Origin of the sequence: Embleya sp. NBC_00888 (assembly GCF_045207655.1) — a bacterium.
Lineage (GTDB): Bacteria > Actinomycetota > Actinomycetes > Streptomycetales > Streptomycetaceae > Embleya.
This window is the reverse complement of the sequence record NZ_CP108784.1, coordinates 236,529-259,958: the sequence shown is the minus strand read 5'-3', so window position 1 is coordinate 259,958 and position 23,430 is coordinate 236,529. Positions and strand designations below refer to the sequence as shown.

The window sequence follows — 23,430 nt, the reverse complement described above, 5'->3', positions numbered from 1 at the left end:
GACGGGGGCGGGTCGGCGGTGGTTGAGGCGGTGGATCAGGCGCCTGATCTCGGGGAGGCTGAGGTGGACGAGGTCGGAGGACCCGTTTCTGCTCGGTGTCGTCGAGGTGGTGGGCGCGGGCGACGGTGAGTGCGGCGTGTGCGGCCATGGCGAGGGTCATGTGGCGGTGCCGGCCGTCGTGGCGGCGGACCTGGCAGTCGTCCAGGCCACATTCCTGCTTCGCGGTCCGGAAGCATTCCTCCACCGTCTGCCCGCGACGCGTACGAGCTCGTCCAACGTGGTCTCGGCGGGGCAGCAGGCGATGTAGTGGGTGATCTCGTCGGGACGGTTCACGCTGCGGCGGGCCAGAACCCAGTGTTTGACCGCCGTGCCGTCGGCGGCCATCAAGGTCGCGAGCACGGCGAACAACTCGCCGACACGTTCGACGGGATGCTCGATCGCCGGAGAAATCCTTCGACAGCAGACAACTGTTCGTCGCCAACGCCTCACACGAGCTGCGCACCCCCTCACCGTCCAACGCACGGCGATCGAGATCGGCCTGGCCGACCCGCACTCGCCCCAGGACATCGTCGAGACGCGCGAACAGTTGTTGGCGCTGAATCGGCGCACCGAGCGCCTGATCGACGGCCTGCTCGGCCTCGCGCTGGGCGAGCGCGGCAACGTCCAGGCGTCCGCGGTCGCGCTGGACGAGTCGACCGCCGACGTCCTCCGACGGACCCGGTCCGCGGCCGAGCAGGCGGGTGTGCGGATGGACGCGAACCTGGCCGTCGGCGTGGTGTTCGGCGACCCGCTGCTGCTGCGCCAGTTGGTCACCAACCTGGTCGAGAACGCGGTACGTCACAACCACGCGGGCGGCTTCTTCACGGTCGGCGTCTCGGCCGGCTCCCTCCGCGTCCGCAACACCGGCCCGATCGTCCCCGCCGACCACATCCCCGAACTCTTCGAACTCTTCCGCCGCTTCCGCCCCGACCGCCCCGGCTCGTCCAAGGGCTCCGGCCTGGGCCTGTCCATAGTCCAAGCCCACGCCGCCTGGATCACCACCACCGCCAACCACCATGGCGGCCTCACCATAGCCATAGCCCTCCCTCGAGCCCCCACTCCAAAAAGCCCACGGAGCCAACCCCCACTCGCACCCGAAAGCGAAACCGGCACGAGCGGCTTGGCCGTTGATGCGGTCGCCGGGTCGACGGTCCCCGACCCTGCGCAATCCCAGCGGGAGGCCCCGCGGCGTCAGGGTCCTCCCGCGGTCGAGGAGAAGGATTCGGGCATGCTCGACGATCATCCGGAGCCGAGGTTCAGAGAGTTCGACACAGTCCGCCTCGGTGGCTCCGACAATGCTTATGGCGCTCTGATCTGGCTTGTCTACAATGGACCTGATAATGAATGAATATTTATGCAGGGAATAAGAGGGGCTTTCGTTTACCCAAGCGACGGTAGGTCTCATGGACCGGGAACTGTTTGCCCAGCCGCCTTACGGCGTCATCGACCCGGGGACGCGCCAGGGCGGGCTGGTCGCTTCCGCCCTGCTGGACGTGTATCACCGGCTGCGAGCGAGCACCTGTGCCGCCTATCTCCCGACGGAAAGCCGCCGGACACTGGCCGCGTCCATGATCGTGGACTCTCCTCTGGGCTTCGGCATTCCGTCCGGTTTCGACATCGACGACCTTTCGTGGCCGACGACACGGTCGTATCGGACGGGGAACCTGGTGGCCTTCGACGAGGTCGACGTATGGGAGGGGGTACGTCGATCGCCGCATCGGTTCCCGACCAACATCACCTTCTCCATGGCGGTCGTCTCTGCGCCGATACGAACCTCACGGAACCGGTTCGGGACCATCGGCATACGTCTGGTACCGCCGAGGTCGGTCACGACCGAGGAGCGGGAGTACATGCAGGCGGTCGCAGACCGGCTGGCCGCCGACCTTGAGGAGTTGACCGGGGGGGAAGAGGCCGTCACGGCTCCCGCCGTTCCGGTGTTCATCCCCGCGGGACCGGAGCCCGCCGCAGGCGACCCGGACCTCGAGCCGAGGCTGCTGGAGGCCGTGGCGTCGGCGACGGTCCGCAGCAGCCACCTGTACCAGATCCAGCGGCTTGCCAGGGAGCTGGCCGGTGCGGCGCAGGTCTCCGACATCCTCGCACTCGCCCAGACCAGGGTTGTCCAGGCCTTCGGCGGCAGGGCCTCGGCGCTGTCCGTCGTCGAGGGGGAGCGGCTGCACGTGGCGGGGGCAGCCGGTCTGCCCCGCGAAGCGGTCCGCGACATCGAAGGGACGCCGCTGTCCCGGCGCACTCCGGAGACCGACACGGTTGCCACGGCCAGGGCCAGGATCTTCGGCTCGGGCGAAGAGGTGGAGCGTGCCTATCCGGGCGTCACCGTGGATCCCGGCGAGGGAGCGCGCGGATACTTCCCCCTGCTGCACAGCGGCCGGGCGATGGGTTGCTACACCATCGAGTTCACCGGCTCGCGGAAGCCGTTGTCCGCCACGGAAACCACGCTTTTGAGCCTCCTGTTGGAGCAGGTGGCCCAGTCCCTGACCCGTGCCCGGTCGCAGGAGGTCGAGCACGCCCTCACCCGCAGGATCCAGCACACCCTGCTGCCCGGGAGCCCGCCGCACATACCCGAAGCGGTCACCACCGCCCGGTACTTCTCCGCGACCGAGGGCGTGGCGGTGGGTGGTGACTGGTACGACGTGCTCAACCTGCCCGACGGAAGTATCGGGCTCGTGATCGGCGACGTGGAGGGCCACAACCTGGCCGCCGCAGCGGTGATGGGCCAACTGCGCAGCGTCGTACGGGCGTACGCCGCGGAGGGGCATGGCCCCGCCGTAGTGCTGGAGCGGAGCAACAGCGTGCTGTCGGGCCTGGACGCCAACCTGTTCGCGACGTGCTGCTGCATGTGGGTCGACGTGGCGGCCGGCGCCGCCACCATCGCGAGCGCGGGGCACCCGGGACCCCTGGTCGGTGACGGCCCCGACGTGGCGCAGCCGCAACTCGCGGTCGGGCCGCCGCTGGGGGTCGACACGCGGGCCGTCTACCGGGAGACGGCGATCGATCTGCGCCCGGGATCGGTGGTGGCACTGTTCACCGACGGCCTGCTGGAGGAACGCCGGCTGGGGTTCGACAACGCGGTCGTGCGACTGACCGGTCTGCTCGCCGACAAGGGCGGCGAAGACCTCGAAGTGCTGGCCGACGCCATGGTCCACGCCGGCTCGGCGCGGGAGGCCGGCAGCGATGACGCAGCCCTTGTCCTGATGCGGTTCGAAGGCGCGCGGCCGCACGAGACGGCGCGCGTCGCCCGCATGTCGGTGCAACGGCACGACCTGCTCGGGGTCGCCCAGACCCGCCGCTTCCTGCGGGACGTGCTGCAACGGTGGTCGCTGCTACCCATGCTCGACGACCTGGAGGTACTGGTCTCCGAGGTCGTGACCAACGCGCTCATCCACGCCCACAGCGAGGTGGACCTGAGACTGCGTGCCTATCGGCACCGGATCCGGGTGGAGGTACGCGACAGCGATCCGTATCCCCCCGTTCCGACCACGCTGCTCCAGGACGACGCACGCAATGTGGAGGCCGAGTCGGGACGAGGCCTGCTGATCGTCGACGCCCTCGCCACGGCCTGGGGCAGCTCGCCCGCGGGACGGGGCAAGACGACCTGGTTCGAGATCAGCGTGCGCGCGGACAGGCCGTAGGCACGGGAATCCGTCCCGGCGGGGCGCCTGATACGCCCGCTTGCGAGCTTTCGCGATCTTGTCCCGGTCCTGGCGGGCCGCGTATCGGAACGAGGCCCGCAACAGGTGAAGCCGTCAAGAAACAACGCGTTGCTTCGCGGAGACGAACTCGTTGATGTGGTATGCGCATACCCGACGAGGCCCGCAGCCAGTTGGCGCGACGGTTCGACGTTCTGCTCCCGCACCTGAACGAGCGTCAACGGCGTCTGGCGCTGGCGACCGAGGCCCGGCTGCTCGGGCATGGAGGCGTCGGTGTGGTTGCGCGGATAGCCGAGGTCAGCGAGACAACGGTCCGCAAGGGCGTGTTCGAACTCGAGGCCGGGGTCGATCCGCTGCCCGAAGGACGTGTCCGGCGTCCCGGCGGCGGGCGGATGTGGGCCGAGGCGGTCGACCCTGAGCTGGTTCCGGCGCTGATGGCGCTGGTCGAGCCGGACGAGCGTGGTGATCCGATGTCGCCCCTGCGCTGGACGACGAAGTCACTGCGGCAGCCGGCCGCCGAGCTGTCCCGGCAGGGACATCGGGTCACCGCGCCCACGGTGGGCCGGCTGCTCAAGGAGCACGGATTCAGCCTGCAGGGCACCGCCAAGACCCTGGAAGGCGATCAACACCCCGACCGGGACGCGCAGTTCCGCTATATCAACGAGCAGGTCAAAGAACACCAGGCCGCGGGCGAGCCGGTGATCAGCGTGGACGCGAAGAAGAAGGAACAGCTGGGGCAGCTGCCGATGCCCGGGCGCGAATGGCGGCCGGCCGGGCGGCCCGTCGAGGTCGAGGACCACGGCTTCTTCGCCGGCCCGCACGTGGACACGGTGATCCCGTACGGAATCTACGACATGACCGCGAATACCGGTTGGGTGAACGTCGGCGTCGACCACAACACCGCCGCGTTCGCCGCCGCCTCGATCCGCCGCTGGTGGCAGGCGCGTGGTCGGCACGACTACCCCGCGGCGTCCCGGCTGCTGATCACCGCAGACGCCGGCGGCTCCAACAGCTACCGCTACCGGCTGTGGAAGGCCGAGCTGGCCGCGTTCGCCGCCGACGCCGGCCTGATGGTTACGGTCTGCCACTTCCCGCGCGGCACCCAATGCCGTTGCTTGAGCAGGGCAGGCAGTTTCGTGACGCCGGAGCAGTGGGGTCGTTGAGCCCGGCATGCATCCGTGGGTGGGGTTGTCCGATGATGTGCGGCTGGGTGTGGTGTCCCGATGGGTGACACCCGAACTCGTCGCCGGGGTGTTGGAGAGATGTGGCGTCCGTGACAAGAAGCCCGGTGCGTTGCCGGCCGGGTTCATGGTCTATTTCACACTCGCCCTGGCCCTGTTCCAGCAGGACTCCTACGATGACGTGGCGGAGCAACTGGTCGGCGGTATCGCGGAGTTGAGCGGAAGCATCCCGAACAAGTCCTCGTTCACGCGGGCCCGTGGGCGGCTGGGCCCGCAGGTCTTGGAGACGATCTTCCGGGAGCTGGCCGGCCCGTTGGCTCCCGTCGGCCTGGAGGGCTCCTTCCACCGTGGGATGCGTCTGGCCGCGGTGGATGGTTTTGTACTGGATGCTCCGGATGCGGAGGCGAACCGGCGGCGGCTCGGCGGGATGAAGGACGCGCGCAGCCAGGATGCGGGCTTCCCCCGGGTACGCGTGGTGACGTCGACCGAGACCGGCACCCACGCGCAGATCGACGCGGCCATGGGCGGTGCGGCCATGGGCGGGTTCTGTAACGGCGAACCGGAAACGGCGATCAAGCTCGCCCCATCGGCCGGCGGCATGCTCGTCGTCATGGACAGGGCCTTTGCGGGGGTTGCCCTGTGGCGCGCCTATACCGACGCCGGCGCCCACCTGCTGATCCGAGCGAAATCGTGCATCGCCACCCGGCCGATCGAGCACCTGGGCGACGGCACGTATCCGGCCCGGATGAACCCGGCGGGACAAAAACGCGCGGCACCCGGCCACGTCGTCCTACGCGTGGTGGAGTACCGGGTCGACGGCGGCGAGGTCATCCGGCCGCTGACCGATCTGCTCGACCCCGGGCAGTACCCGGCCGCCGAACTCGCAGCCCCGTACCGCGACAGGTGGGAAGCGGAATCTTCATATCGCCAGGTCAAGACCTTTTCAGCGCGGCCCGCAGCAGGTCTTGCGCTCGGCCGACCCGGACTTGGCGTTCCAGGAGGCGTGGGCGCACCTGGTCGTCCACCACTGCCTGATCGGGATCATCATGGAGCAGGCCGACGGCGGGAACATCGACCCGGACCGGGTCTCCTTCCTCAAGGTGCTCAAGCACGTGCGGCGCAGTGTGGTCAGTCAGACCACGACCACCGCGGTGAAGATCGGCCGGTTCATGGCCATGCCGGCATCCAAACCGCGCCGGAAACTCGACAGGGGCCCCCGACGCAGACGCGAGGCCGACCGCCTGATCGAGCGGCCCGATTCAAAGTACTCCTACCGGACCAAAGGGCAGGTGCTCCTGCCCACCCGCAAGGCATCGGCGAAGGTCATCACCTTGCACCCAGCGATAGTTCACTGACTCAAGCAACGGCATTGGCCCGGCACGTCGAAGTGGAACAAGATCGAACACCGGATGTTCTGCCACATCACCGCGAACTGGCGCGGCCGACCGCTGACCAGCTACCAGGTCGTCATCGAGACCATTGCCGCGACGACCACCCGCACCGGGCTGACGATCGGCGCCGAGCTGGACACCGGCAGCTACCTCCTGGGCGCGACCGTCACCGCCGCCGAGTTCCAAGCCCTGCCGATCACGCCCGACGCGTTCCACGGCGACTGGAACTACACCCTGGCGCCCGTCCCGCCCCGAATGCCGGAGATGCCGATCACCGCCCGCCGGATCGACCCCGCCCTGACCACGATGCTCACCGATCCGGCCCTGACCGGCATGCCGAGGTCCGACTTCGAACGCCTGGTGGCAGTTTCCGAACCGTACTGGGACGCCATGGCCGAGGCTGCCTTCCAACGACGCTTTCACCGGCCACGCAGTTACCTCCACCCGCAGACCAGCAGCCTGGACCACTACCACCGCCTTTTGGCAGCGCTGTTACGCCGCCGCAGGGTGATCACCAGCACCCTCCTCGCGGAGCTGCTCGGCGTCACCCGCACCAACCTTTCCAACCAGTTCCAGGACGGCCACCGCCTCTTGGACTTGCACCGCATCGTCGTCACACCACTGCCCGGATCGCCGGCTCGCAGCCTGGAACAGATTCGATCCCACCTGCCTGACAAAGTCCACGCGGCGGATCAACTCTGACAGTTATTCAGATACAAGCCCCCGCGGTCCCGGAGTACTGCCGTTGGACGCCGGCCGAGTGAACGCCCTTCTTCAGGAATCCGGTCTCGTCCACGATCAGGATTCCGTCGGGAACCCCGAGACGCTCGGCGACGAGGTCGCCCTGGACCGCGTCGGAGTCCCAGCGGGCCGACCGCAACAGCCGCTGCATCGCGTCGGGCCGTCCGTGACCCGCATGTTCGGCGAGGTTCCAGCAGTTCTTGCGCTCGACCGTCGACAGCAAGCCGGCAACGAAGTCCTTCGCTGCCGAACGGGGTTCACTTCGGACGAACCGACCCCCGACCCGCAACATCACCACACCGAACAGCGACGCCCAACGGTCGAGGTCTATCCTGTGACCCGCAGCCACCGCACGATCCTTTTGAGTCCACACACCTCACCTGGATCACGCGGTGGCTGCTCTGGTTCCCGCACTCTCGAACCAAGATCGGCAAGTGCGTCTGGAGTACTAGGCCATCTCACGCAACGTGACACAGTCCGGTCGCGCGTCGGGTTCTTCAACGCACGTGGCGGCAAGCGCCAGGGTGGTGGCGGTGGATCGCGGCCGGCGTCCGCAGGACGCCGGCCGGGGTGGGCGCTCGCTGGTGCGGCGCGCTCGAACGCGGCGCGGTCGGCAGTCCAGCGCCCCCGGCCGCCGGTTCCCCGGCGATACACGGTGCCTGAGGGACGGTCAGGTAGCGAGCGAGCGAGCGAACGGCACGGTGCCGGGGCCATGCCCCGACTCCCGTGCCGCGTACACCTTCCGGCGGGGCGTCGGCACTCGGCCCGCCTCCGGGCGGTCACTCCATGCGCAGCCCCTCGGGTCGCATCAGGCGCCACAGAGCGGGCAGGCTCAGCACCGTCACCGCCACGACCGCGGCGCAGCCTGCGGCGGTCACCGACGCGACGAATCCCGGGTCCAGGCGCGGGCGTTCGCCGAACACCGCCAGCAGCAGCGACCCGAGCCCGAGGCCCCCGGCCAGCGCGAGGGCCAGTCCCAGCACCATCGGCACCGCGGCCTGGGCCATCAGCGACAGCGCCATGGTGCGGCGCGGGGTGCCGAGCGCGGCAAGCGCGGCCAGCGGGCGCCGTCGTTCCCGCATCTGCTCCAGCGACGACACGAGCATGCCGGCGGCGACCAGGCCCAGCGTCAGCGTTGCCCCGGCGAGGAGCCCGCGGCGGATGTTCGCGAACATGCGATCCTCGGTGGTCGCGGTCACGGGAAGGATCGACGCCGACGGGTCGATCCGGGCGGCCGTGTTGCGCACCCGGTCGGCGGCGTCGTGGCGGTTGGGGTCCAGGCGCACGAAGGCGATCAGCCGTCCCGCCGCCGACCGGCCGGCGGCCCCCAGCGCCTCCGGCGTCAGGAACAGCCCGTATCGCGACTGGCGCACCGGATCGGGCGCGGCGGCGACCTCGGTGGCCGACCGCGGCACGGTCCACGCCACCGGGCCGTCGCGACCGGTCATGGTCAGCTCCACCACGCTGCCCGGCCCGACCCGCGTTTCCCCGTACGGCGACGCCACGGTGAACACGTCACCCGGCGCGCACGCGCCCACTGCGGCGAGTTCGCGAAGTGCCGTGCACGTGCCGACGACCAGTGGTATCTCGTTGCCCCCGGCCGCCCCGCGCACGCGCGCGGACGTTGCGGTGAATGTGAACGCGGAGCGTACGCCGACGGTCGCGGCGAGCGCGGTGGCACCGGCCGGATCGCCCTTCGTGCTCACGAACAGGTCGGCGCGGTCCGGGTTCTGGCCGGTCGGTGTGGTGAAGGTGCCGGCGAGGCCGGCCAGCAGCATCTGCACCGCGATGGCGCCGGCCACCGCGACGGTCACGCCGCCGACCAGCCGCGTCGAGCCCGCCGCGTCGGCGGCCAGTCGGCGCCGGGCCAGCACCCAGGGCAGCGGGCCGCGCCCGCCCCGGGCCGCGACCGCACTCACACCCCCCGGCAGCAGCGCGGTGAGGCCGACCAGCATGAGCACGATCCCGGCGGCGGCGAGCCACGGCGCCATGCCCCCGCCGCGCGTGCCGCCGCCGTTCATCAGGGTCAGCAGCAGCACGACGCCGGTGAGACCGGGCACGATCCGCCACCCGCGCCGCGGCGGGCGCGGGGCCCGGCGCACCACACCCAGGGGCTCGATCACGACCCTACGCAGGCCCGCCCGGGTCACCGCCACCGCTATCAGGGGCACAGCCGCCACGACCAGTACCGCGAGCACGGGGGTGGGCTGCACGTCGGCGGGGAACACGCTCAGCCGCCACAGCTCCACCGAGCCGATCACATGGCGGCCCAGCAAAAACAGGACCAGGCCCGCGGTCAGGCCGCCCGCCGCCGCCGCGAGGGCCTCCCCGGCCGCGATCCACCCGGTGGTGGACAGGTCGGCGCCGACCAGGCGCAGGGCCCCGAGCCGCCGCTCGCGCGCGTCCGCGCCGAACCGCGACGCGACCGCCACGAACACCGCCACCGGCGTCAGCACCACTACCAGGGCGGTCACCACGAGCAGCGTCAGCAGCGGATCGAGCCTCGCGGACCCCCGTGGTGTGCCGAAGCCGTCGACGCGCGAGCCGTCGTCGACGGCCAGCGTGGCGCTGCCCGCGTAGTAGGAGAGCTCGGCCGGGCCGGTCAGCCCGTCGTCGCCGATGGTCGCCACCACCCGGTACGGCAGGCGCTCGCGCAGCAGCGCGCCATCATGCCGTTCCAGCAGCCGCGCCAGCGCGGGCGAAACGGCCATCTCGCCCGGTCCGGGCAGCGCCCGCAGCCCCGGTGGCACCGGTGGCCGCGACCCTTCGGCACGCACCAGCCGGCCGCGCACGTCCCGGTCGCGGTATTCGGTGTTGGCGTAGGCGATCACGAGCGTGTTCTCGCCCGGGGCGGTGAGCCGGCTGCTCGCGATTTCCACGATCGCCGCGCCGCGCCGCTCGCGAGCTTCCAGCATGCCGGGCAGTGCGGACGCCAGCAGAAGTAACGAGGTCCCGAGTCCGATGCCGACAACCATCAGCAGCGTCCGGGGCCACGACGCGCGGGTGACGGCGAAACGCGCGCCCATCGCGGTCGCGCGAGCCCGCCCGAAGGCCGCGCCCCGGTGGGCGGTGGGGGAGATCCGGTGGCTCACGGACGCGCCGCCGGGACACGGCGCGCGGTGGGCGTGCGCCCGTCGCGCACGACCACCTCACGGTCGGAGTACGCGGCCACCCGGGTCTCGTGGGTGACCAGCACCACCGCCGCGCCGCCCTCCCGGGCAGCCGAGGTCAGCAGATGCATCACACGTTCCCCGGTGAGCGAGTCGAGCGCGCCGGTCGGCTCGTCCGCGAACACCACACGTGGCCCGGGGGCCAGCGCGCGGGCCACCGCGACCCGCTGGGCCTGGCCGCCGGACACCTCCCCGGGGTGCCTGTCGGCGAGTTCGGCGACCTCCAACCGCTCCAGCCACTCCCGGCCGCGTGCGTTCGCCTGGCGGCGCGGCACGCCGTTCAGGCGCAGCGGCAGCGCGACGTTCTCCCCGCAGGTCAGTTCGGGCACGAGCTGCCCGAACTGGAACACGAATCCGAAGTCGGACCGGCGCAGGGCGCTGCGGCCCCGATCGGACATCGTGGATAACTCCTGCCCGGCGTACCGGACCGATCCGCCATCGGGGGCGACGATCGCCGCCAGGCAGTGCAGCAGCGTCGACTTGCCCGATCCGGACGGGCCCATCACGGCGACGACCTCGCCGGCGTCTATCTCGATCGAGGCGCCGTTCAGCGCGGGTGTGGCGCCGTACGTCTTGCGCAGGTCCGCCGCGGCCAGCAGGGCCCCGGGCTCGGTGCCGTTCACGCCTGCACCTCCGCGGCGAGACGGTCGAGCCTTGTCCGGGTCGGTTCGAGCCAGCGGATGTCGGCCTCCAGGTGGAACAGCGCGTGGTCGCGGATGAGTTGGTCGGCGATGTCACCCGCGTGCTTGCGCGTGGTCAGCTCGCGCATCAGCCGCAGGTGCTCGGCGCGCCGGGTGTCCAGCAGTTCGGCCGCGGCGCGACCGGAGAGCAGGGCGAGGACAACCTTGGTGTACAGGGTGTACAGGGTGTTCCGGAGGTACGGCTCGGGCTTCTCGGGCCGGGCGAGCCACTCCTCGACGTCGGTCAGACCCGCGTCGGTGATCGCGTAGCGCTTGCGCTCGGGTCCGGCGCCGGGCTCAAGGGCGTCGACCCCGACGAGGCCGTTGCGCAGCAGGCGGGACAGCGTCGCGTGGACCTGCCCGTACGAGATCGGGCGACTGCTCCCGAAGCGCTTGTCGAACGTGCGCTTGAGGTCGTAGACGTGGCGGGGCTCTTGTTCGAGCAGTCCCAGAAAGGTATGGCCGATGGACATGGCGTGACTATACATTCGATGTATACACGGGGAGTTCACTCACTCGGCCGTCGGCTGGGCAATGGAGGGAAGTGCACGCAGGGGTCTCCAACGCACCAGACCCGCCGACACTCACCCACCGGAGGCCTCGATGCGGAGGCGGTCCATCAAAGGCCCACCCGGTGCCACGGCCACTGCGGCCTTACGCGGCGTATGGCCGCCACGATGTTGCTGCGCGGACTGCCATACGTCGCCTTCGTCGCGTGGTCCTGGTCGTCGGCCTGTTTCGCCTGTTGTACTGACTGCGGAGGTTGGTGCGGATCGCATGGGGGTGCGGGGTTGAACGAGCGAGGGCTTCCCGGTTCGATGTGGATTGCGACGCCTACACCGGACAGCAGTATGGCCCTTGGTTGGAGCGAGTCCTACGTGGTGAGTTGCCGTCGTCGTTTGTGGCTGTGGCGAGGGTGAGGAAGGCCAGGCGGAGGAAGCCGGCTACACCGGTAGGTTCAACCCTTTCCACCGCTCTGTCACCCGAGGACGCGCCGAAGGCGACCGGCCCGTGACCACGCCCAGGCGCTTCGCCCAGCTTTTCCTCACGCGCCCCGGCAACCTGCGCGAGAGCGATGCCGAACTCATCCGAGACCTCACCGCCGTCTGCCCCGAGATGACGCAAATCGCGGTTCTCGTGAGGGGGTCGCCAAACGGGTTGTCCCCAATCCGGGCAACGGCACAGGGTTGACAACGTGGATCGAGGCCGTCCGCGCATCCAGCCTTCCCCACCTGCACGCCTTCGCGAACGGTCTCGAACTCGACCATGAGGCCGTCAGCGCGGCTCTCACCTGGCCCACCACAACGGACGCACCGAAGGCGTCGACAACCAGGGCGACGGCGACAGGCCGGGAGAGACGCGCATTCATGCAGTGGTGCTCTCCTTGACGAGGTGAGGATGGGTGTCGATGCCCACTTGGAGGACGCTGTCGCACAGGTCCCGGACGGTGGGGTCGTGGGTGGCGATCACTACGGCACAGCCGGTGTCGGCCAGGGAGCGAAGGATGGCGATGACCGTGCGGGTGTTGTCGGGGTCGAGGGCACCAGTGGGCTCGTCGGCCAGCACGAGGGCGGGTTGCTTGACGATGAGGCGGGCGAGAGCGACGCGTTGCTGCTCACCACCCGAGAGGCGGTGGACGATGTCGTCTCCGCGGCCGGCCAGGCCGACCTGCTCCAGTGCTTGGTCGAGTGTGGGGCGGGAGGCGCGGAGCGAGCGGCTGGGCTTGGCCGCGAGGCTGAGGTTGTCGGCGATGGTGGCGTTGTCGATCAGGGCATAGCTCTGGAAGAGGTAGCCGAGGGTGTCCCGGCGGTAGAGGCGGGCTTTGCGGTGGCTGAGCCTGGTGATGTCCTGGCCGTTGTGGCGAATTGTGCCGACGGTGGGGGTGTCGAGGAGCCCGAGGCAGTTGAGGAGGGTGGACTTGCCGGATCCGCTGGGGCCGGTGAGAGCGAGGAGACGCTTGGTTTCGATGGTGAAGGTCAGGTCCTGCCACAGGGTACGGGGGCCGAAGGACTTGGACAGCCCGGTCAGGTCGATCACGCTTCGGTCGATCCTTCCTTGACGACACGGCGGTGGAAGAAGGTCAGGACAAGCAGGATGACGGTGATCTCGACCGCGACAAGGCAGGCGATGGCGGTCAGGTCCTGACCGGTGATGGTCGTGGGGTCGCGGGGTGGGGGGATGCCTATGGCCTTGTACCGTTCGAGACCCTGGTTGGATTTGTGGACCTGGTAGGGGATCCAGGAGACGAGCAGGGCGACGATCGCGGCTTCCGCGGCCAGGAGAGTGCGGTGGGTCGCGGCGAATGTCCAGCCGTGGATGTGCCGGGCGAAGATCCGCTGGGCGTTGTGGCGGGTGTGGACGATGACGACGCCGATTCCGGTGACGAGCAGAACCATGAGGGCGATGGCCAGGTTGAACACTCTCAGGCGTAAGTCGGCGGTGATTTCGCGGATGGCCTGGGCCGCGTCGGCGGCGACGGGGCTGGTGCCGATGATTTCATCGCGCAGATCGTGAGCGTCGATGCCGGCGGTGATGTCGGCGGAGTCCGGGAAGACAATCCTGCGCTGGGAGGCGTAGGCGGTGTAATCCATGTCGGTGATGTAGTCGGTGCCGTTGGGGACGACGACGATGACGGGGTCGGTGAGGAAGGACGCGTCCGAGGGCCGGTCCCGCCCCGCTTGGCGGGCGCCGCGGGCGTTGTAGGTGAAGATTTTCTGGCTGTCTGCGCTGGGCCGAACGTCGATCTGCCCGGGTGTGATCCGGCCTGGATCGGACGGGGTGACGATGCTCGGCACCAGGGTGGTGAGCTTGTCGGTGTACGGCGCCAGGTGCTCGGGGACAAGAAGGAGGATGCGGCCGTCGCGGCCTCTGGTGGCGGGGTAGCGGTGGCCGTCCGGGGCCAGGATCTTTTGCTGTTCGAGGAAGGTCTCGTTGACGACCATCAGATGTTTCGCAGGGAGCATCTGGGCTTCGCTTGAGCGTGCAAGGTCAATGTGGCCGGCGAGAACGATCCGGCCGTCGGCGTCGGCCTGACGGAGCCACGGGCCGATTTTCGCCTCCATCTTTGTCACTTCGTCCGGGCCTCCGAGGGCGCCGCTGAGGCGGATGGAGGAGGCGTCGCCCGCCTTCTCGTACACGCCCAGAGTGTCCTCACGGCGGACCAGATCCTGTCCGGCCTGCAGGACCGTGGCGGCGATTCCCAAGGTGAGCAGGAGCGCGGGCACACGCACGAGATAGGACGCGACGGCTGCGGCGCGGGCAGGGATCTCGCCCTTGAGGGCGGCCAGGACACCGATGCGTGCGGTCAGTGCGAGAGTCGCGGCGTGGACGGCGAGGACGAGCGCGGTGAACGCCGCAGCCGTTGCGGCGGTGACGATGGCGAACAGGCCGAACCAGGCAAGGTGGTTGTACCAGCCGAGCAGCCCGGTTGCGGCGACCGCCACGACGACGAGGGCAGTGGTCCAGAAGCGCGCGAGGCGGCGTAGGTCGCGGGCCAGGATCGCGGGCAGGGACATGCCCTGCAAACGCAGCACTCCGTAGGACTTGGCGCTGAGCAGAACGCCGGCGCCGGTCATGGTGAAGCAGGCCAGTGCGACGACGACGAGGGATCCGACCAGGGCGCTGCCGTCGTAGGCAAGGGAGAGCTGGTCGAAGGAGGTCGGCTCGACGTGCCGTGTGATGAGGCCGTGCTGCTCCAGCAGTTCGAGGAAGGGTCCGACGGCGTTGGGATCGCCGAAGAGGTAGTACAGGCCCTGCGGGTCGCGATTGGAGAGGTCGGTGAGCGGTCGGGTCCTGGTGGGCTGTCCGGGGTTGAACGCCGGATAGCCGCCATCGAGCCAGTTCGCGCGGGGGCCGGCCACGGTGAGGTAGAGGTCACGGCTGCGGTCCGGCTGTTTCAGGTCGACCTCCTGCCGACCCACGGTGACGTCATGGTCGCGGGCGAAGGTCTCGATGGCTTGCACTACGGCTTGGCTGGTGCTGGTGTCCCGCGACTCGGTGACCTGGACGACCGTGTCGTAGCCCAGGGTCCACTGCTCTTCGAAGCTCTTGAGGAACAGAAAGGAAAACAGGGGGGAGAACGCCAGGATGACGAAGTGCGCGAACTTGACGCCACGATGCGGCATGCGTGTCCTACAGGGCTATGAGAGGGATCGGCCGGCCATGGGGAAAGCGCGCATGCCTCCGAAGGGGCCGCGGTGCACGGCTCCTTCGGAGGCTGCTACGCGTGCTGACTGCTAGTTGCAGGTGGTCCTGTAGTAGGTCTCGTTGCCCCACGCCTTGGCGGTGGCGCTCGTGTAGGACCAGGATCCGGCACCCGCCGATGCGCGCTCGGTGTAGGTGCCGACCGAGGTCGAGCCGTGGCAGACGGACGGGTGGTGGTAGTGCGACCACACGGTGGCTGTGCCGGCCCCGTGGTCCCAGGTTCCGCCGCTGGGGTAGTCGATGGTCGCCATTGCAGGGGTGGCGACCGCCACGATCAGCGCACCGGACGCGGCCACGAGTTTTGCTGCACGCTTGAGCTTCATCACGAAATTACCTCTTTCAGTGAAGGCAGGCGGGGCGGATATCGAACGAAGTTGAACACACAAAATAATCACAGGGGATGGCGATGAAGGTAAGTAAGGATCAAGACAGGCACGATCATCGGCCGTAATTCGCGGGGTGCGTAGTAAGTGATGCAACGCACTCGCCTACCGGCGATACATGCCGAAATTGCGTCCAACCATGAAGTATTTCACTCGGGGTTTGGGGCGCCGGGTCCCTGCGCGCAGGTTCGGGTGATCTTGCTCCACCGCAGGTCAGATGGCGTTGAAGGGGAATAGTAGCGGGCGAACAGCATGCTGGGGCCTTTTGCTTGGGTCGACAGCACGCTGTGGGGTCCGGGCTGACAATGGGGCTGTTCTTCCAGCCAATTGACGAACCAACCGACATGTTTCCGCCAAATGCAACGGATACCCAACTGTCGGTTTCAGCCAAGTGCAATGGACGCCCAGCCGTTATGGCGACCGGCTGTCGAAGTGCCTCGCGCATCCCCGAAATCAGTCCAGATCAGGGCCTGCCGCACGGCTTAGTGCCCGCTTCGGAACAAATGGTGGGGTTCGTTGAGTTCGGGGTGCGCACCCGGCCCCGGTTCCGTTGTCGGGCAGATGGGGGTGAGCCTCGTCGAGCGGCGAAGAGCGGCCTCACGCGTGTGGGGGGCGTGGGCGAGTGCGAACTGCTCGTCGACGATGCTTCCGGCCATTGGGGTGATGCCGACCACGCGCTTGGTGGGAAACGGGTAGGTGTGGCCGCTCGCGTGGTGGTCGCTGCGCAATGCCGATGTGAGGTGGCCCAGTTCCGTTGTCGCGGCCGTGAGTCGGTAGGCCAGGTACTGGAAGAGCCTGCGATGGATCGGCCTCGGGTGTGGGTTCGCCGTTGACGAGGGCCTGCCGTTCCTGGGCGTGGCGTACGGCCTGGGCGAGGTGGACGAGGGCGTCGCTCGCGTACTACGAAGCGTCGACGAACATGTCGGTCGTGGTCCGGGAGGCCGCCGTGCGCGCGTGGACGTCGGAGCGGGCGGTGATCTCGTCGCTGATCTGCGCGGCGAGGGAGGCCAGGACGCCGTGGAGCGAGGCCAGTTGAGCGACGGTTCCAGGTGCCCCGGTGGCGGGGGACCGGCCGGTGAGGATGGCAGCACGGGGGTCGATGAGGGCTTGGCGGATCTGTTCAACCGCTTGGGCGACGTGGAGTGGGTGGCGCAGGTATGAGACGGGGTAGGCGTTTTCGGTCATGGGCGTCTCCCGGTGGCCGAGGGATGTTCCGCGTTCGGCCCGCTGGGGGGCGGGGCTGGTGGGGACGTGGGAGTTAAACTCGTGGTGGGCGAGCGGTCGGCAGCGGTCGAAGCCGCCCGGGTGCGTGACGGCGTGGAGCCTTCGTGGGGAGCCGCGTTGCGGTGTGCCAACGGGCGCGGGTCGCATCCAGCGGAGCGAGCGCTTCGCGTGCTGCGCAAACAAGTGACCGAGGTGACAGGGTCGGGTTGTCGGCGAGTGCGCGCACGGCGCGGGCGCCGACGACGGCGGTTCGAAGGAGTGCGGTGCGCACGACGCGCCGTGCCCAGTAGTCGCTGCTCCCGGCGACGCCGGATGCGCTTATGTTCAGGACAAGTTCGGGATCGAGGTTGTCGTCGGCCAGGTGGCCGCGGCGTTGGGCCTCCCACAGCACCGTCAGGGGATCGACGGTCTCACCGCGGCGGACGAGGGCCGTCACGCATCCGTACAGGACCGTGTGCGTCTGGTCGATGAAGTCCTCGGGGTGGAGCCAGCGCATGATGTCGTCCAGCGGTGTGGGGTCCATGATCAGCGCGGCGATCAGGGTCTGTTCCTCGTTCAGGACACGCGGGCAGGGCGACTCAGGAGGGTTTGGGTGGATTGGGCTTGGTGTGATGGCGGGTCGGGGTTCGCCCCAGCGGTGGGCGAGGTCGTCGAGGGCGGTGTGCAGGGCCTGGTGATGGGCCAGGGTGTCGTCGATACCGTCGCGGGCGAGGTCCGCGGCGGCGACCTGTCGGAGGCGGACCGCGTGGCGGGTGATGGCGCGGTGGTCGGCGGCCTCGACGACCATGCGGGCGTACAGGCGCGCGTGGCGGGGGTGGGAGCAGGCCACCATGAGGGTGTGCGCGTAGACGGGGTTGATGCCGGCGGAGCGGGTGCCGGCGGCACGCACGAGTGCCATGGTGCGATGCACCATGGCCGGGCTCGGGTCCACGCGGTGGTCGAGCAGGGCGCGGTACAGGGCAGCGTGAGCGGGCGGCTCCTTGCCGACTTCGGCACCCCCACGGGCCGAGACGCCGAGGCGATCGAACGCGCGGTTCTCGACACGCTCGCGACTCGCGTGTGGGGGGCGACAGGCATGGGTGCCGTGGGCATCGAAAGTCTGCCCGGACACGGCACCCATCGCCGGCGGCTGGCATTGTGGAAAGCCCCCTGCCACTCCGTATCTGCGGGTGCTGGAGGGAGCGTTCCTTACCCAGAGCCAGATGCCTCAAGGCGGAAGTTCGGAGACCTTCGACGCTCGTTTCGTCAGCCCCGAACGTCTCCGCTTGGCCCTGTACTTTGCCGAGGCCGCGCACCGGCCCGCCGCTATCCCGAACGGACCGACGGGCGTGATCCGTTCGAGGTACGTCGTGAAGCGGTGGCTGAGGCGGAGCACATCGCCTGGAGCCGGCGGACCATTGCCTGCTGAAGCGTCGGCGCCGACCAAGCGGGTCGCCCACGCCTCGACGGACTCCCCACCCTCTTGCACCCGTCCGGCGCGCCCCGCCGACCGCCGAGGGCTCGTAGGTATGAATTGCCACCGGTCGGGTCGGGCGGAAACGCCGCCCGACCCGGACAGGACTCTGTGGCGGGCCCCGCCGACCACCGTCGTCACGCGCTCGCGAGGCATCCGCTCGGCGCCGGGATCGCTGCAAGCTCCACGGCCTTTGGCCCGGTCGCAGCGAGACACCCGCTTCCGAGGATGCGGTCGGGTCGACGAGGAAGCTCGCGGTCCGGTCTGCCAGGCAGGACGGACCACCACCGTCAACGACTCGACAGTGTCTTTCACGTCCCACAGACCGCGCAGGTGTTACAGATGCAGCCCTCCGCCGAGCAGAACGCGGGTTCGAATCGGCATATGGGGCGCGCCGAACCCGCGAGGACGGCCGAGCACGCGTCGCCCTCTCGGTGCCGGTTCCGAGATTCGCGGTATCCGAGTGTCATCCGGGGTCTAAATCTGCGGACATGCAGCGCTGACCCTGCGGCCGTGCGAGGAGGTGTCCCGTTTCTTGTGTCCTGAACATGAAAGGGAGTTGGTCGTAGGACAGCTTCCATGAGTGGTGCTGTGCGGATGATGAAGGTTTTGTGGCCCTTCGGAGTCGCCCTGCGGGGGAGGCTCCAAACCACCTCATGCTGCGTTGGCTGAAGGCCGTCGTGGTGAGCGATGAGGAAAAGGCGTCGTAAGAGGCGTCAGGTGGGGACCGGGAAGACGAACGCAAGTGAATCGCTGCTGACGTGTCGAAAGACAGACAGATGACATCGGAACCGGGGTGTGAGACGAACTCCGGGATGAGCCTGGCGGGTGCCCGCCTATTGGCCAGGTGGTGTCCGGCATGTAGGTGACGTGAGTCCGGTCTGCGGCTTCCGCGTGGAACAGGAGAAGGCAGGTCCGATACTGCCCGCCGCGTAGTAGCGGGCGAGAGGGAGTGCCCCAAGCAGCGGACACTGCAAGGGGTCGAGTACCGACGCGGGTCCTGCCGGCGGACCGGCTCGTAGTAGCGATGAAGCCCCTGTAACGGGGGTGGAGTGAAGGGGTCGGGTCGTTCGTGACTGTGTTGATCGCATCAACCGGATGTTCTCCGGGAGGAGTTCGATGGGCCAGTTGAAGTCTCAGGTCAAGCCGTTTGATATTTCGAAATGGGAAGTCAAGGAGGCGTGGGAGGAAGTCAGGGGGAACAAGGGCGCTCCTGGGGTGGACGGGCAGAGCATCGCCGACTTCGAGAAAGACCTTCAGAACAATCTGTACAAGGTCTGGAACAGGATGTCGTCGGGTTCCTACTTTCCGCCGCCGGTGCGTGCGGTGGCCATTCCCAAGCCGCACGGTGGTGGCACGAGGATGCTCGGCATTCCCGCTGTCTCCGACCGGGTGGCACAGACCGTGGTGGCCCGGCATCTGATGCGGAGGGTGGAGCCGGCTTTCCATCCGGACAGCTTCGGATACCGGACTGGACGGTCCGCTTTGGACGCGGTGGCGAAATGCCGGGAGCGCTGCTGGAAGCGGGACTGGGTGGTGGAGTTCGACATCGCCAGGTTCTTCGACAGCGTGCCCTGGGACCTGCTGCTCAAGGCGGTGGAAGCGCACACCGACGCCGTTTGGGTGAACTTGTACGTGCGGCGGTGGCTCGCTGCCCCGCTCGTCATGCCCGACGGCTCCCTGGTGGAACGGGAACGTGGGACCCCGCAAGGGGCCCCGGTTTCTCCTGTTCTGGCAAACCTGTTCCTGCACTACGCGTTTGACACGTGGATGGCCCGGGAGTTCCCGACCATCTGGTTCGAACGCTATGCGGACGATGCGGTGCTGCACTGCGTCACCGAGCGCCAGGCCCGCGAGGTCCTGACCGCGCTCACGGACAGGATGGCCGAGGTCGGGCTGCGTTTGCACCCGGACAAGACCCGGATCGTGTACTGCAGTGTGTCCCGAACGCGAAGGGGAGCTTTATGTAGGTAGAGCTATTTGACGCGGTGCTGTACGGAAGATGAAGGAAGGCCCTTCGAAGTCGCCCTGCGGGGGGAGGCTTGAAACCGCCTCATGCTGCGTTGGCTGAAGACCGTCGTGGTGAGCGATGAGGAAAAGGCGCCCGTGAGGCGTCAGGTAGGGATCAGGAAGACGAGCGCAAGCGAATCGTTGCTGACGTGTCGTAACACGAACAACTGACATCAAAACCGGGATGTTGCAGTTATCCCGGGACCAGTCTGGCGGGTGCCCGTTTATTGGCCAGGCGGTGTCCGGCATGTAGACGACGTGATCCTGATCTGCCGCTTCCGTATGGAACGGGAGAAGGCGGGCCCCATGCCGTCAACCTTCGGGTAGGCGAAAGGGAGCGCTCCAAGTGGCAGGAACCATAAGGAGCTGAGTACCGAGTTGGGGTCCGCCGGCGGACCGGTTCGTAGTAGTGATGAAGCTCCTGTAATGGGGGTGGAGCGAAGGGGCCGGGCTGTCCGTGACTGTTGTTCGTTCGATCAACCGGGCTGATGCCCGGGAGGAGTCGCGTGGACGAGTTGAAATCGTCAGGCAAGCCGTTCGAAATCTCGAAACGGGCGGTCTGGGAGGCATACAAGAAGGTCAAGGCGAACAAGGGTGCACCGGGGGTCGACGGGGTATCGATCGAGGAGTTCGAGAAGGATCTCAAGGGAAACCTGTATAAGATCTGGAACAGGATGTCCTCCGGTTCGTATTTCCCGCCCCCCGTGCAGGCGGTGGAGATCGCCAAGACGCATGGCGGTGGCACCAGGATTCTCGGGGTGCCGACTGTGGGCGACCGGATTGCGCAAACGGTAGTGGCTCAGGTATTGGAGCGGAAGGTCGAACCGATCTTCCATCCGGACTCCTATGGGTACCGGCCGAGGCGCTCCGCGTTGGACGCAGTCGAGGTCTGCCGGCGACGCTGTTGGAAAGCCGACTGGGTGATCGACCTCGACATCCGGAAGTTCTTTGACAGTGTCCCGTGGGATCTGATCGTCAAAGCGGTGGAGGCGAACACCGACCTCCCGTGGGTGGTGCTGTATGTGCGACGGTGGCTCAATGCCCCGCTGCAACTACCCGACGGAACCTTGCAGCAGCGCCACCGTGGAACCCCTCAGGGGTCTGCGGTTTCACCCGTACTCGCCAACCTGTTCCTCCACTACGCCTTCGATACATGGATGGCCAGGAAGTTCCCGGCCATCAGGTTCGAACGCTATGTGGATGATGCAGTGTTGCACTGTTTCAGTGAACGCCAGGCACGTTTTGTACTCAAGGCGCTAACGGAGCGGATGGATGAGGTCGGGCTGGCGCTGCATCCGGAGAAGACCAGGATCGTCTATTGCCGGGACGGGACGCGGCGTGGCTCGCATGAGTACACGTCGTTCACCTTCCTGGGGTATACGTTCCGGGCTCGCGGAGCGCGGGACAAGGAGGGGAGGATGTTTACCTCGTTCCTGCCTGCGATCAGTAAGGATGCCTTGAACAGGATCAGCGCAGAAGTGCGGTCTTGGAGGCTGCACTCACGCACTGGTCACACCTTCATGGACCTCGTACGGGAGGTCAACCCGATCGTGCGGGGTTGGATAAACTATTATGGCGCTTTCTACAGATCGGCGCTGTATCCCCTCCTGACGCGCATCAATGCCTACTTGGTGCGATGGATCCGTCAGAAATACAAACGGCTGCGGTCAAGGAAGAAGGCCCAGGAGAGCTGGCAAGGGATCGTCAAGCGATACCCTCGCCTGCTTGTGCATTGGCAATGGGTTCCTTCGGTACCGCGCGTGTGGTGACCAGGACAGTAAGAGCCCGGTGACGGGAGACTGTCACGCCGGGATCTGTGGGAGCCCGGGGGTGCGATTCCCCCGGGCCACCCGACAGAACGGTTCCCGCCGAGGCTCTTTCGAGCACGAGGCGTTCACCTTCCTCGGATACACGTTCCGCGCCAGACGAAACCGGAACCGACACGGCAGGCTCTTCCTGTCGTTCGAACCGGCCGTCAGCCGAGACGCCCTGACGAGGATCGGCCGGGAGGTGCGCTCCTGGCAGTTGCACACCCGCTCCGATCTGTCCTTCAACGAGCTCGCCCGCTGGGTCAACCCCATGGTGGCGGGCTGGATCAACTACTTCGGCCGCTTCCGGCCGTGGGAACTGCACCCCTTCCTGATGCGCATCAACGCCTACCTGGTGCGCTGGATCCGCCAGAAGTACAAACGGCTCAAGGCCAAGCGGAAGGCCACCGCGAAACTGCGGGAGATCGCCCGGCGATACCCCCGCATGTTCGCGCACTGGCGCCTCACCGTGGACGCCTCACTGATCTGATGATCAGGACGACAAGAGCCGTGTAACGGGAGACTGTTATGCACGGTTCTGTGAGAGCCGAGGGGTGAAACTCCCCTCGGCTACTCGGCACGAGACATTGCCTCCGTTTCACTTGACCTCGTCCGGTTCGCACGTCAGGGACAAGGCCAAGTGAGACAGCCCAGGTCAGCGTGCTGCGGCCCGTCGAATCGGCAGAAGAAATGGCCTTCGGGGTTCGGGGGCGAGGCGGCCGGAGCCGAGCGCGTGGGCGGCGTGTCCGAGGAATGCGGTCACGTCCGGGTGGCCTTCGGTCGGGGTGTCCGTGGCCGGCGTGCGAGGACGCGGGCGAGGGTGATCGTTTCGGGGAGGACGATCACGGGCCGGGCGGTGAGTCTCCAGGAACTCCCTTGCGTGGACGTGTGGTTGGGGTTGGCCACTGCCAGGCTGTGTCCTCGTGTGTGCCACCGTTGGGTGAGATACAGCCGGTGGTCCCACGGCGAGGCCGAACTGGCGGTCCGCGCTTCGGCGATCCCGTACACCTTCGTGCGCTCCGGCGGGTTCGCCACCAACCGGCTGCTGAGGGCCGAGTCGATCCGCGGTGACGGCGTGGTCCACGAGGCCTTTCCCGACTCGAGCTCGGCGCTGATCCACGAGGCCGACATCGCGCCGGTCGCCGGTGCGCCTCGACCGAGCCGGGGCATCACGGAGCCGTCCACACCCTGACCGGGCCCGAATCCCTCACCGCGCGCCGGCAGGCCGAGCTCATCGGATGTCCTCGGCCCGGTCGGTCTCGATGTTGACGCAACCACCGGACGACTACCGCGCGATGCGCCTGGGCCGGTGGGCCGACGCGGAGGTCGTCGAGACCCGAATCCGCCGCCTCGCCGCCCTTGTCGACCACCCCGCACCGGTCACCGACACCATCCGCGACGTCATCGGCCGCCCGGCCCGCGACTTCGCCGCCTGGGCTGCCGACCACGCCACCGACTTCGGCGGACAGGCCCCCTGATCGG

16 protein-coding genes and 5 pseudogenes are annotated in these 23,430 nt (G+C 68.1%); 11 read left to right on the top strand and 10 right to left on the bottom strand.

What is annotated here, in order from left to right; all coding sequences use genetic code 11:
* Positions 1-35 precede the first annotated feature (35 nt).
* A pseudogene (locus OG948_RS01085) lies at positions 36-360 on the bottom strand (IS701 family transposase); the annotation flags it as partial.
* Between the two features lie 7 nt (positions 361-367).
* Here OG948_RS01085 and OG948_RS01080 point away from each other — a divergent pair.
* From OG948_RS01080 to OG948_RS01055, 6 genes and pseudogenes are all read left to right on the top strand, one after another.
* Complete coding sequence (locus OG948_RS01080; RefSeq protein ID WP_406300161.1) at positions 368-1,387, top strand: sensor histidine kinase; 1,020 nt, start codon at positions 368-370, stop codon at positions 1,385-1,387.
* 55 nt (positions 1,388-1,442) lie between these two features.
* The gene (locus OG948_RS01075; protein WP_406292980.1) at positions 1,443-3,686 is read left to right on the top strand and encodes a SpoIIE family protein phosphatase; all 2,244 of its coding nucleotides are present in this window, start codon (positions 1,443-1,445) and stop codon (positions 3,684-3,686) included.
* Between the two features lie 161 nt (positions 3,687-3,847).
* Positions 3,848-4,807 (top strand): annotated as a pseudogene (locus tag OG948_RS01070) (ISAzo13 family transposase); the annotation flags it as partial.
* Between the two features lie 67 nt (positions 4,808-4,874).
* Positions 4,875-5,819: pseudogene (locus OG948_RS01065) on the top strand (IS4 family transposase); the annotation flags it as partial.
* A 31-nt stretch (positions 5,820-5,850) separates the two neighbouring features.
* Positions 5,851-6,240 carry a hypothetical protein gene (locus OG948_RS01060; RefSeq protein WP_406300396.1) on the top strand — a complete coding sequence of 130 codons (390 nt, stop codon included), beginning with the start codon at positions 5,851-5,853 and terminating at the stop codon, positions 6,238-6,240.
* Positions 6,241-6,258: 18 nt separating this feature from the next.
* A pseudogene (locus tag OG948_RS01055) lies at positions 6,259-6,950 on the top strand (ISAzo13-like element transposase-related protein); the annotation flags it as partial.
* A 47-nt stretch (positions 6,951-6,997) separates the two neighbouring features.
* Here OG948_RS01055 and OG948_RS01050 read toward each other — a convergent pair.
* The 9 genes and pseudogenes from OG948_RS01050 to OG948_RS01010 form a co-directional block, all read right to left on the bottom strand.
* Positions 6,998-7,309 (bottom strand): annotated as a pseudogene (locus OG948_RS01050) (transposase); the annotation flags it as partial.
* A gap of 487 nt (positions 7,310-7,796) precedes the next feature.
* Positions 7,797-10,109, bottom strand: a complete 2,313-nt coding sequence (locus OG948_RS01045) for an FtsX-like permease family protein (RefSeq protein ID WP_406292979.1) — start codon at positions 10,107-10,109, stop codon at positions 7,797-7,799.
* A complete protein-coding gene (locus OG948_RS01040; protein WP_406292978.1) occupies positions 10,106-10,810 on the bottom strand; it encodes an ABC transporter ATP-binding protein in 705 nt (234 codons plus the stop codon). The genes OG948_RS01045 and OG948_RS01040 overlap by 4 nt, the downstream gene beginning before the upstream one ends.
* Entirely contained in the window at positions 10,807-11,340 is a 534-nt protein-coding gene (locus OG948_RS01035; RefSeq protein ID WP_406292977.1) for a PadR family transcriptional regulator, read from the bottom strand. The genes OG948_RS01040 and OG948_RS01035 overlap by 4 nt, the downstream gene beginning before the upstream one ends.
* A gap of 892 nt (positions 11,341-12,232) precedes the next feature.
* Positions 12,233-12,904, bottom strand: coding sequence for an ABC transporter ATP-binding protein (locus tag OG948_RS01030; protein WP_406292975.1), 672 nt, complete (start codon positions 12,902-12,904; stop codon positions 12,233-12,235).
* Entirely contained in the window at positions 12,901-14,991 is a 2,091-nt protein-coding gene (locus tag OG948_RS01025; protein WP_406292973.1) for a bacteriocin-associated integral membrane family protein, read from the bottom strand. Before OG948_RS01025 ends, OG948_RS01030 begins: the two co-directional genes overlap by 4 nt.
* A gap of 111 nt (positions 14,992-15,102) precedes the next feature.
* A complete protein-coding gene (locus OG948_RS01020) occupies positions 15,103-15,393 on the bottom strand; it encodes a lactococcin 972 family bacteriocin (protein WP_406292972.1) in 291 nt (96 codons plus the stop codon).
* 960 nt (positions 15,394-16,353) lie between these two features.
* On the bottom strand, positions 16,354-16,638 hold the full coding sequence (locus tag OG948_RS01015; protein ID WP_406292970.1) for a hypothetical protein: 285 nt from the start codon (positions 16,636-16,638) through the stop codon (positions 16,354-16,356).
* Between the two features lie 73 nt (positions 16,639-16,711).
* The gene (locus tag OG948_RS01010; RefSeq protein ID WP_406292968.1) at positions 16,712-17,575 is read right to left on the bottom strand and encodes a DnaB-like helicase N-terminal domain-containing protein; all 864 of its coding nucleotides are present in this window, start codon (positions 17,573-17,575) and stop codon (positions 16,712-16,714) included.
* Between the two features lie 1,674 nt (positions 17,576-19,249).
* Here OG948_RS01010 and ltrA (OG948_RS01005) point away from each other — a divergent pair.
* The 5 genes from ltrA (OG948_RS01005) to OG948_RS00985 all read left to right on the top strand — a co-directional run bounded on the left by ltrA (OG948_RS01005) (position 19,250) and on the right by OG948_RS00985 (position 23,426).
* A complete protein-coding gene (gene ltrA, locus OG948_RS01005; RefSeq protein ID WP_406292966.1) occupies positions 19,250-20,104 on the top strand; it encodes a group II intron reverse transcriptase/maturase in 855 nt (284 codons plus the stop codon).
* Between the two features lie 542 nt (positions 20,105-20,646).
* Positions 20,647-21,909, top strand: a complete 1,263-nt coding sequence (gene ltrA, locus OG948_RS01000; RefSeq protein WP_406292964.1) for a group II intron reverse transcriptase/maturase — start codon at positions 20,647-20,649, stop codon at positions 21,907-21,909.
* 61 nt (positions 21,910-21,970) lie between these two features.
* Positions 21,971-22,438 carry a group II intron maturase-specific domain-containing protein gene (locus tag OG948_RS00995; protein WP_406292962.1) on the top strand — a complete coding sequence of 156 codons (468 nt, stop codon included), beginning with the start codon at positions 21,971-21,973 and terminating at the stop codon, positions 22,436-22,438.
* Between the two features lie 450 nt (positions 22,439-22,888).
* Positions 22,889-23,140: a hypothetical protein gene (locus tag OG948_RS00990; RefSeq protein WP_406292960.1), complete on the top strand. Its 252-nt coding sequence runs from the start codon at positions 22,889-22,891 to the stop codon at positions 23,138-23,140.
* A gap of 70 nt (positions 23,141-23,210) precedes the next feature.
* Complete coding sequence (locus OG948_RS00985) at positions 23,211-23,426, top strand: hypothetical protein (protein WP_406292958.1); 216 nt, start codon at positions 23,211-23,213, stop codon at positions 23,424-23,426.
* Positions 23,427-23,430 lie beyond the last annotated feature (4 nt).

Excerpts from the sequence above, each read along its gene's own strand:
- OG948_RS01020 (WP_406292972.1), bottom strand. The coding sequence starts at position 15,393 with ATGAAGCTCAAGCGTGCAGCAAAACTCGTGGCCGCGTCCGGTGCGCTG.
- OG948_RS00985 (WP_406292958.1), top strand. The coding sequence starts at position 23,211 with ATGTTGACGCAACCACCGGACGACTACCGCGCGATGCGCCTGGGCCGG.
- OG948_RS01010 (WP_406292968.1), bottom strand. The coding sequence starts at position 17,575 with ATGGCACTCGTGCGTGCCGCCGGCACCCGCTCCGCCGGCATCAACCCC.
- OG948_RS01015 (WP_406292970.1), bottom strand. The coding sequence starts at position 16,638 with ATGACCGAAAACGCCTACCCCGTCTCATACCTGCGCCACCCACTCCAC.
- ltrA (WP_406292966.1), top strand. The coding sequence starts at position 19,250 with ATGGGCCAGTTGAAGTCTCAGGTCAAGCCGTTTGATATTTCGAAATGG.
- OG948_RS01025 (WP_406292973.1), bottom strand. The coding sequence starts at position 14,991 with ATGCCGCATCGTGGCGTCAAGTTCGCGCACTTCGTCATCCTGGCGTTC.
- OG948_RS01075 (WP_406292980.1), top strand. The coding sequence starts at position 1,443 with ATGGACCGGGAACTGTTTGCCCAGCCGCCTTACGGCGTCATCGACCCG.
- OG948_RS01035 (WP_406292977.1), bottom strand. The coding sequence starts at position 11,340 with ATGTCCATCGGCCATACCTTTCTGGGACTGCTCGAACAAGAGCCCCGC.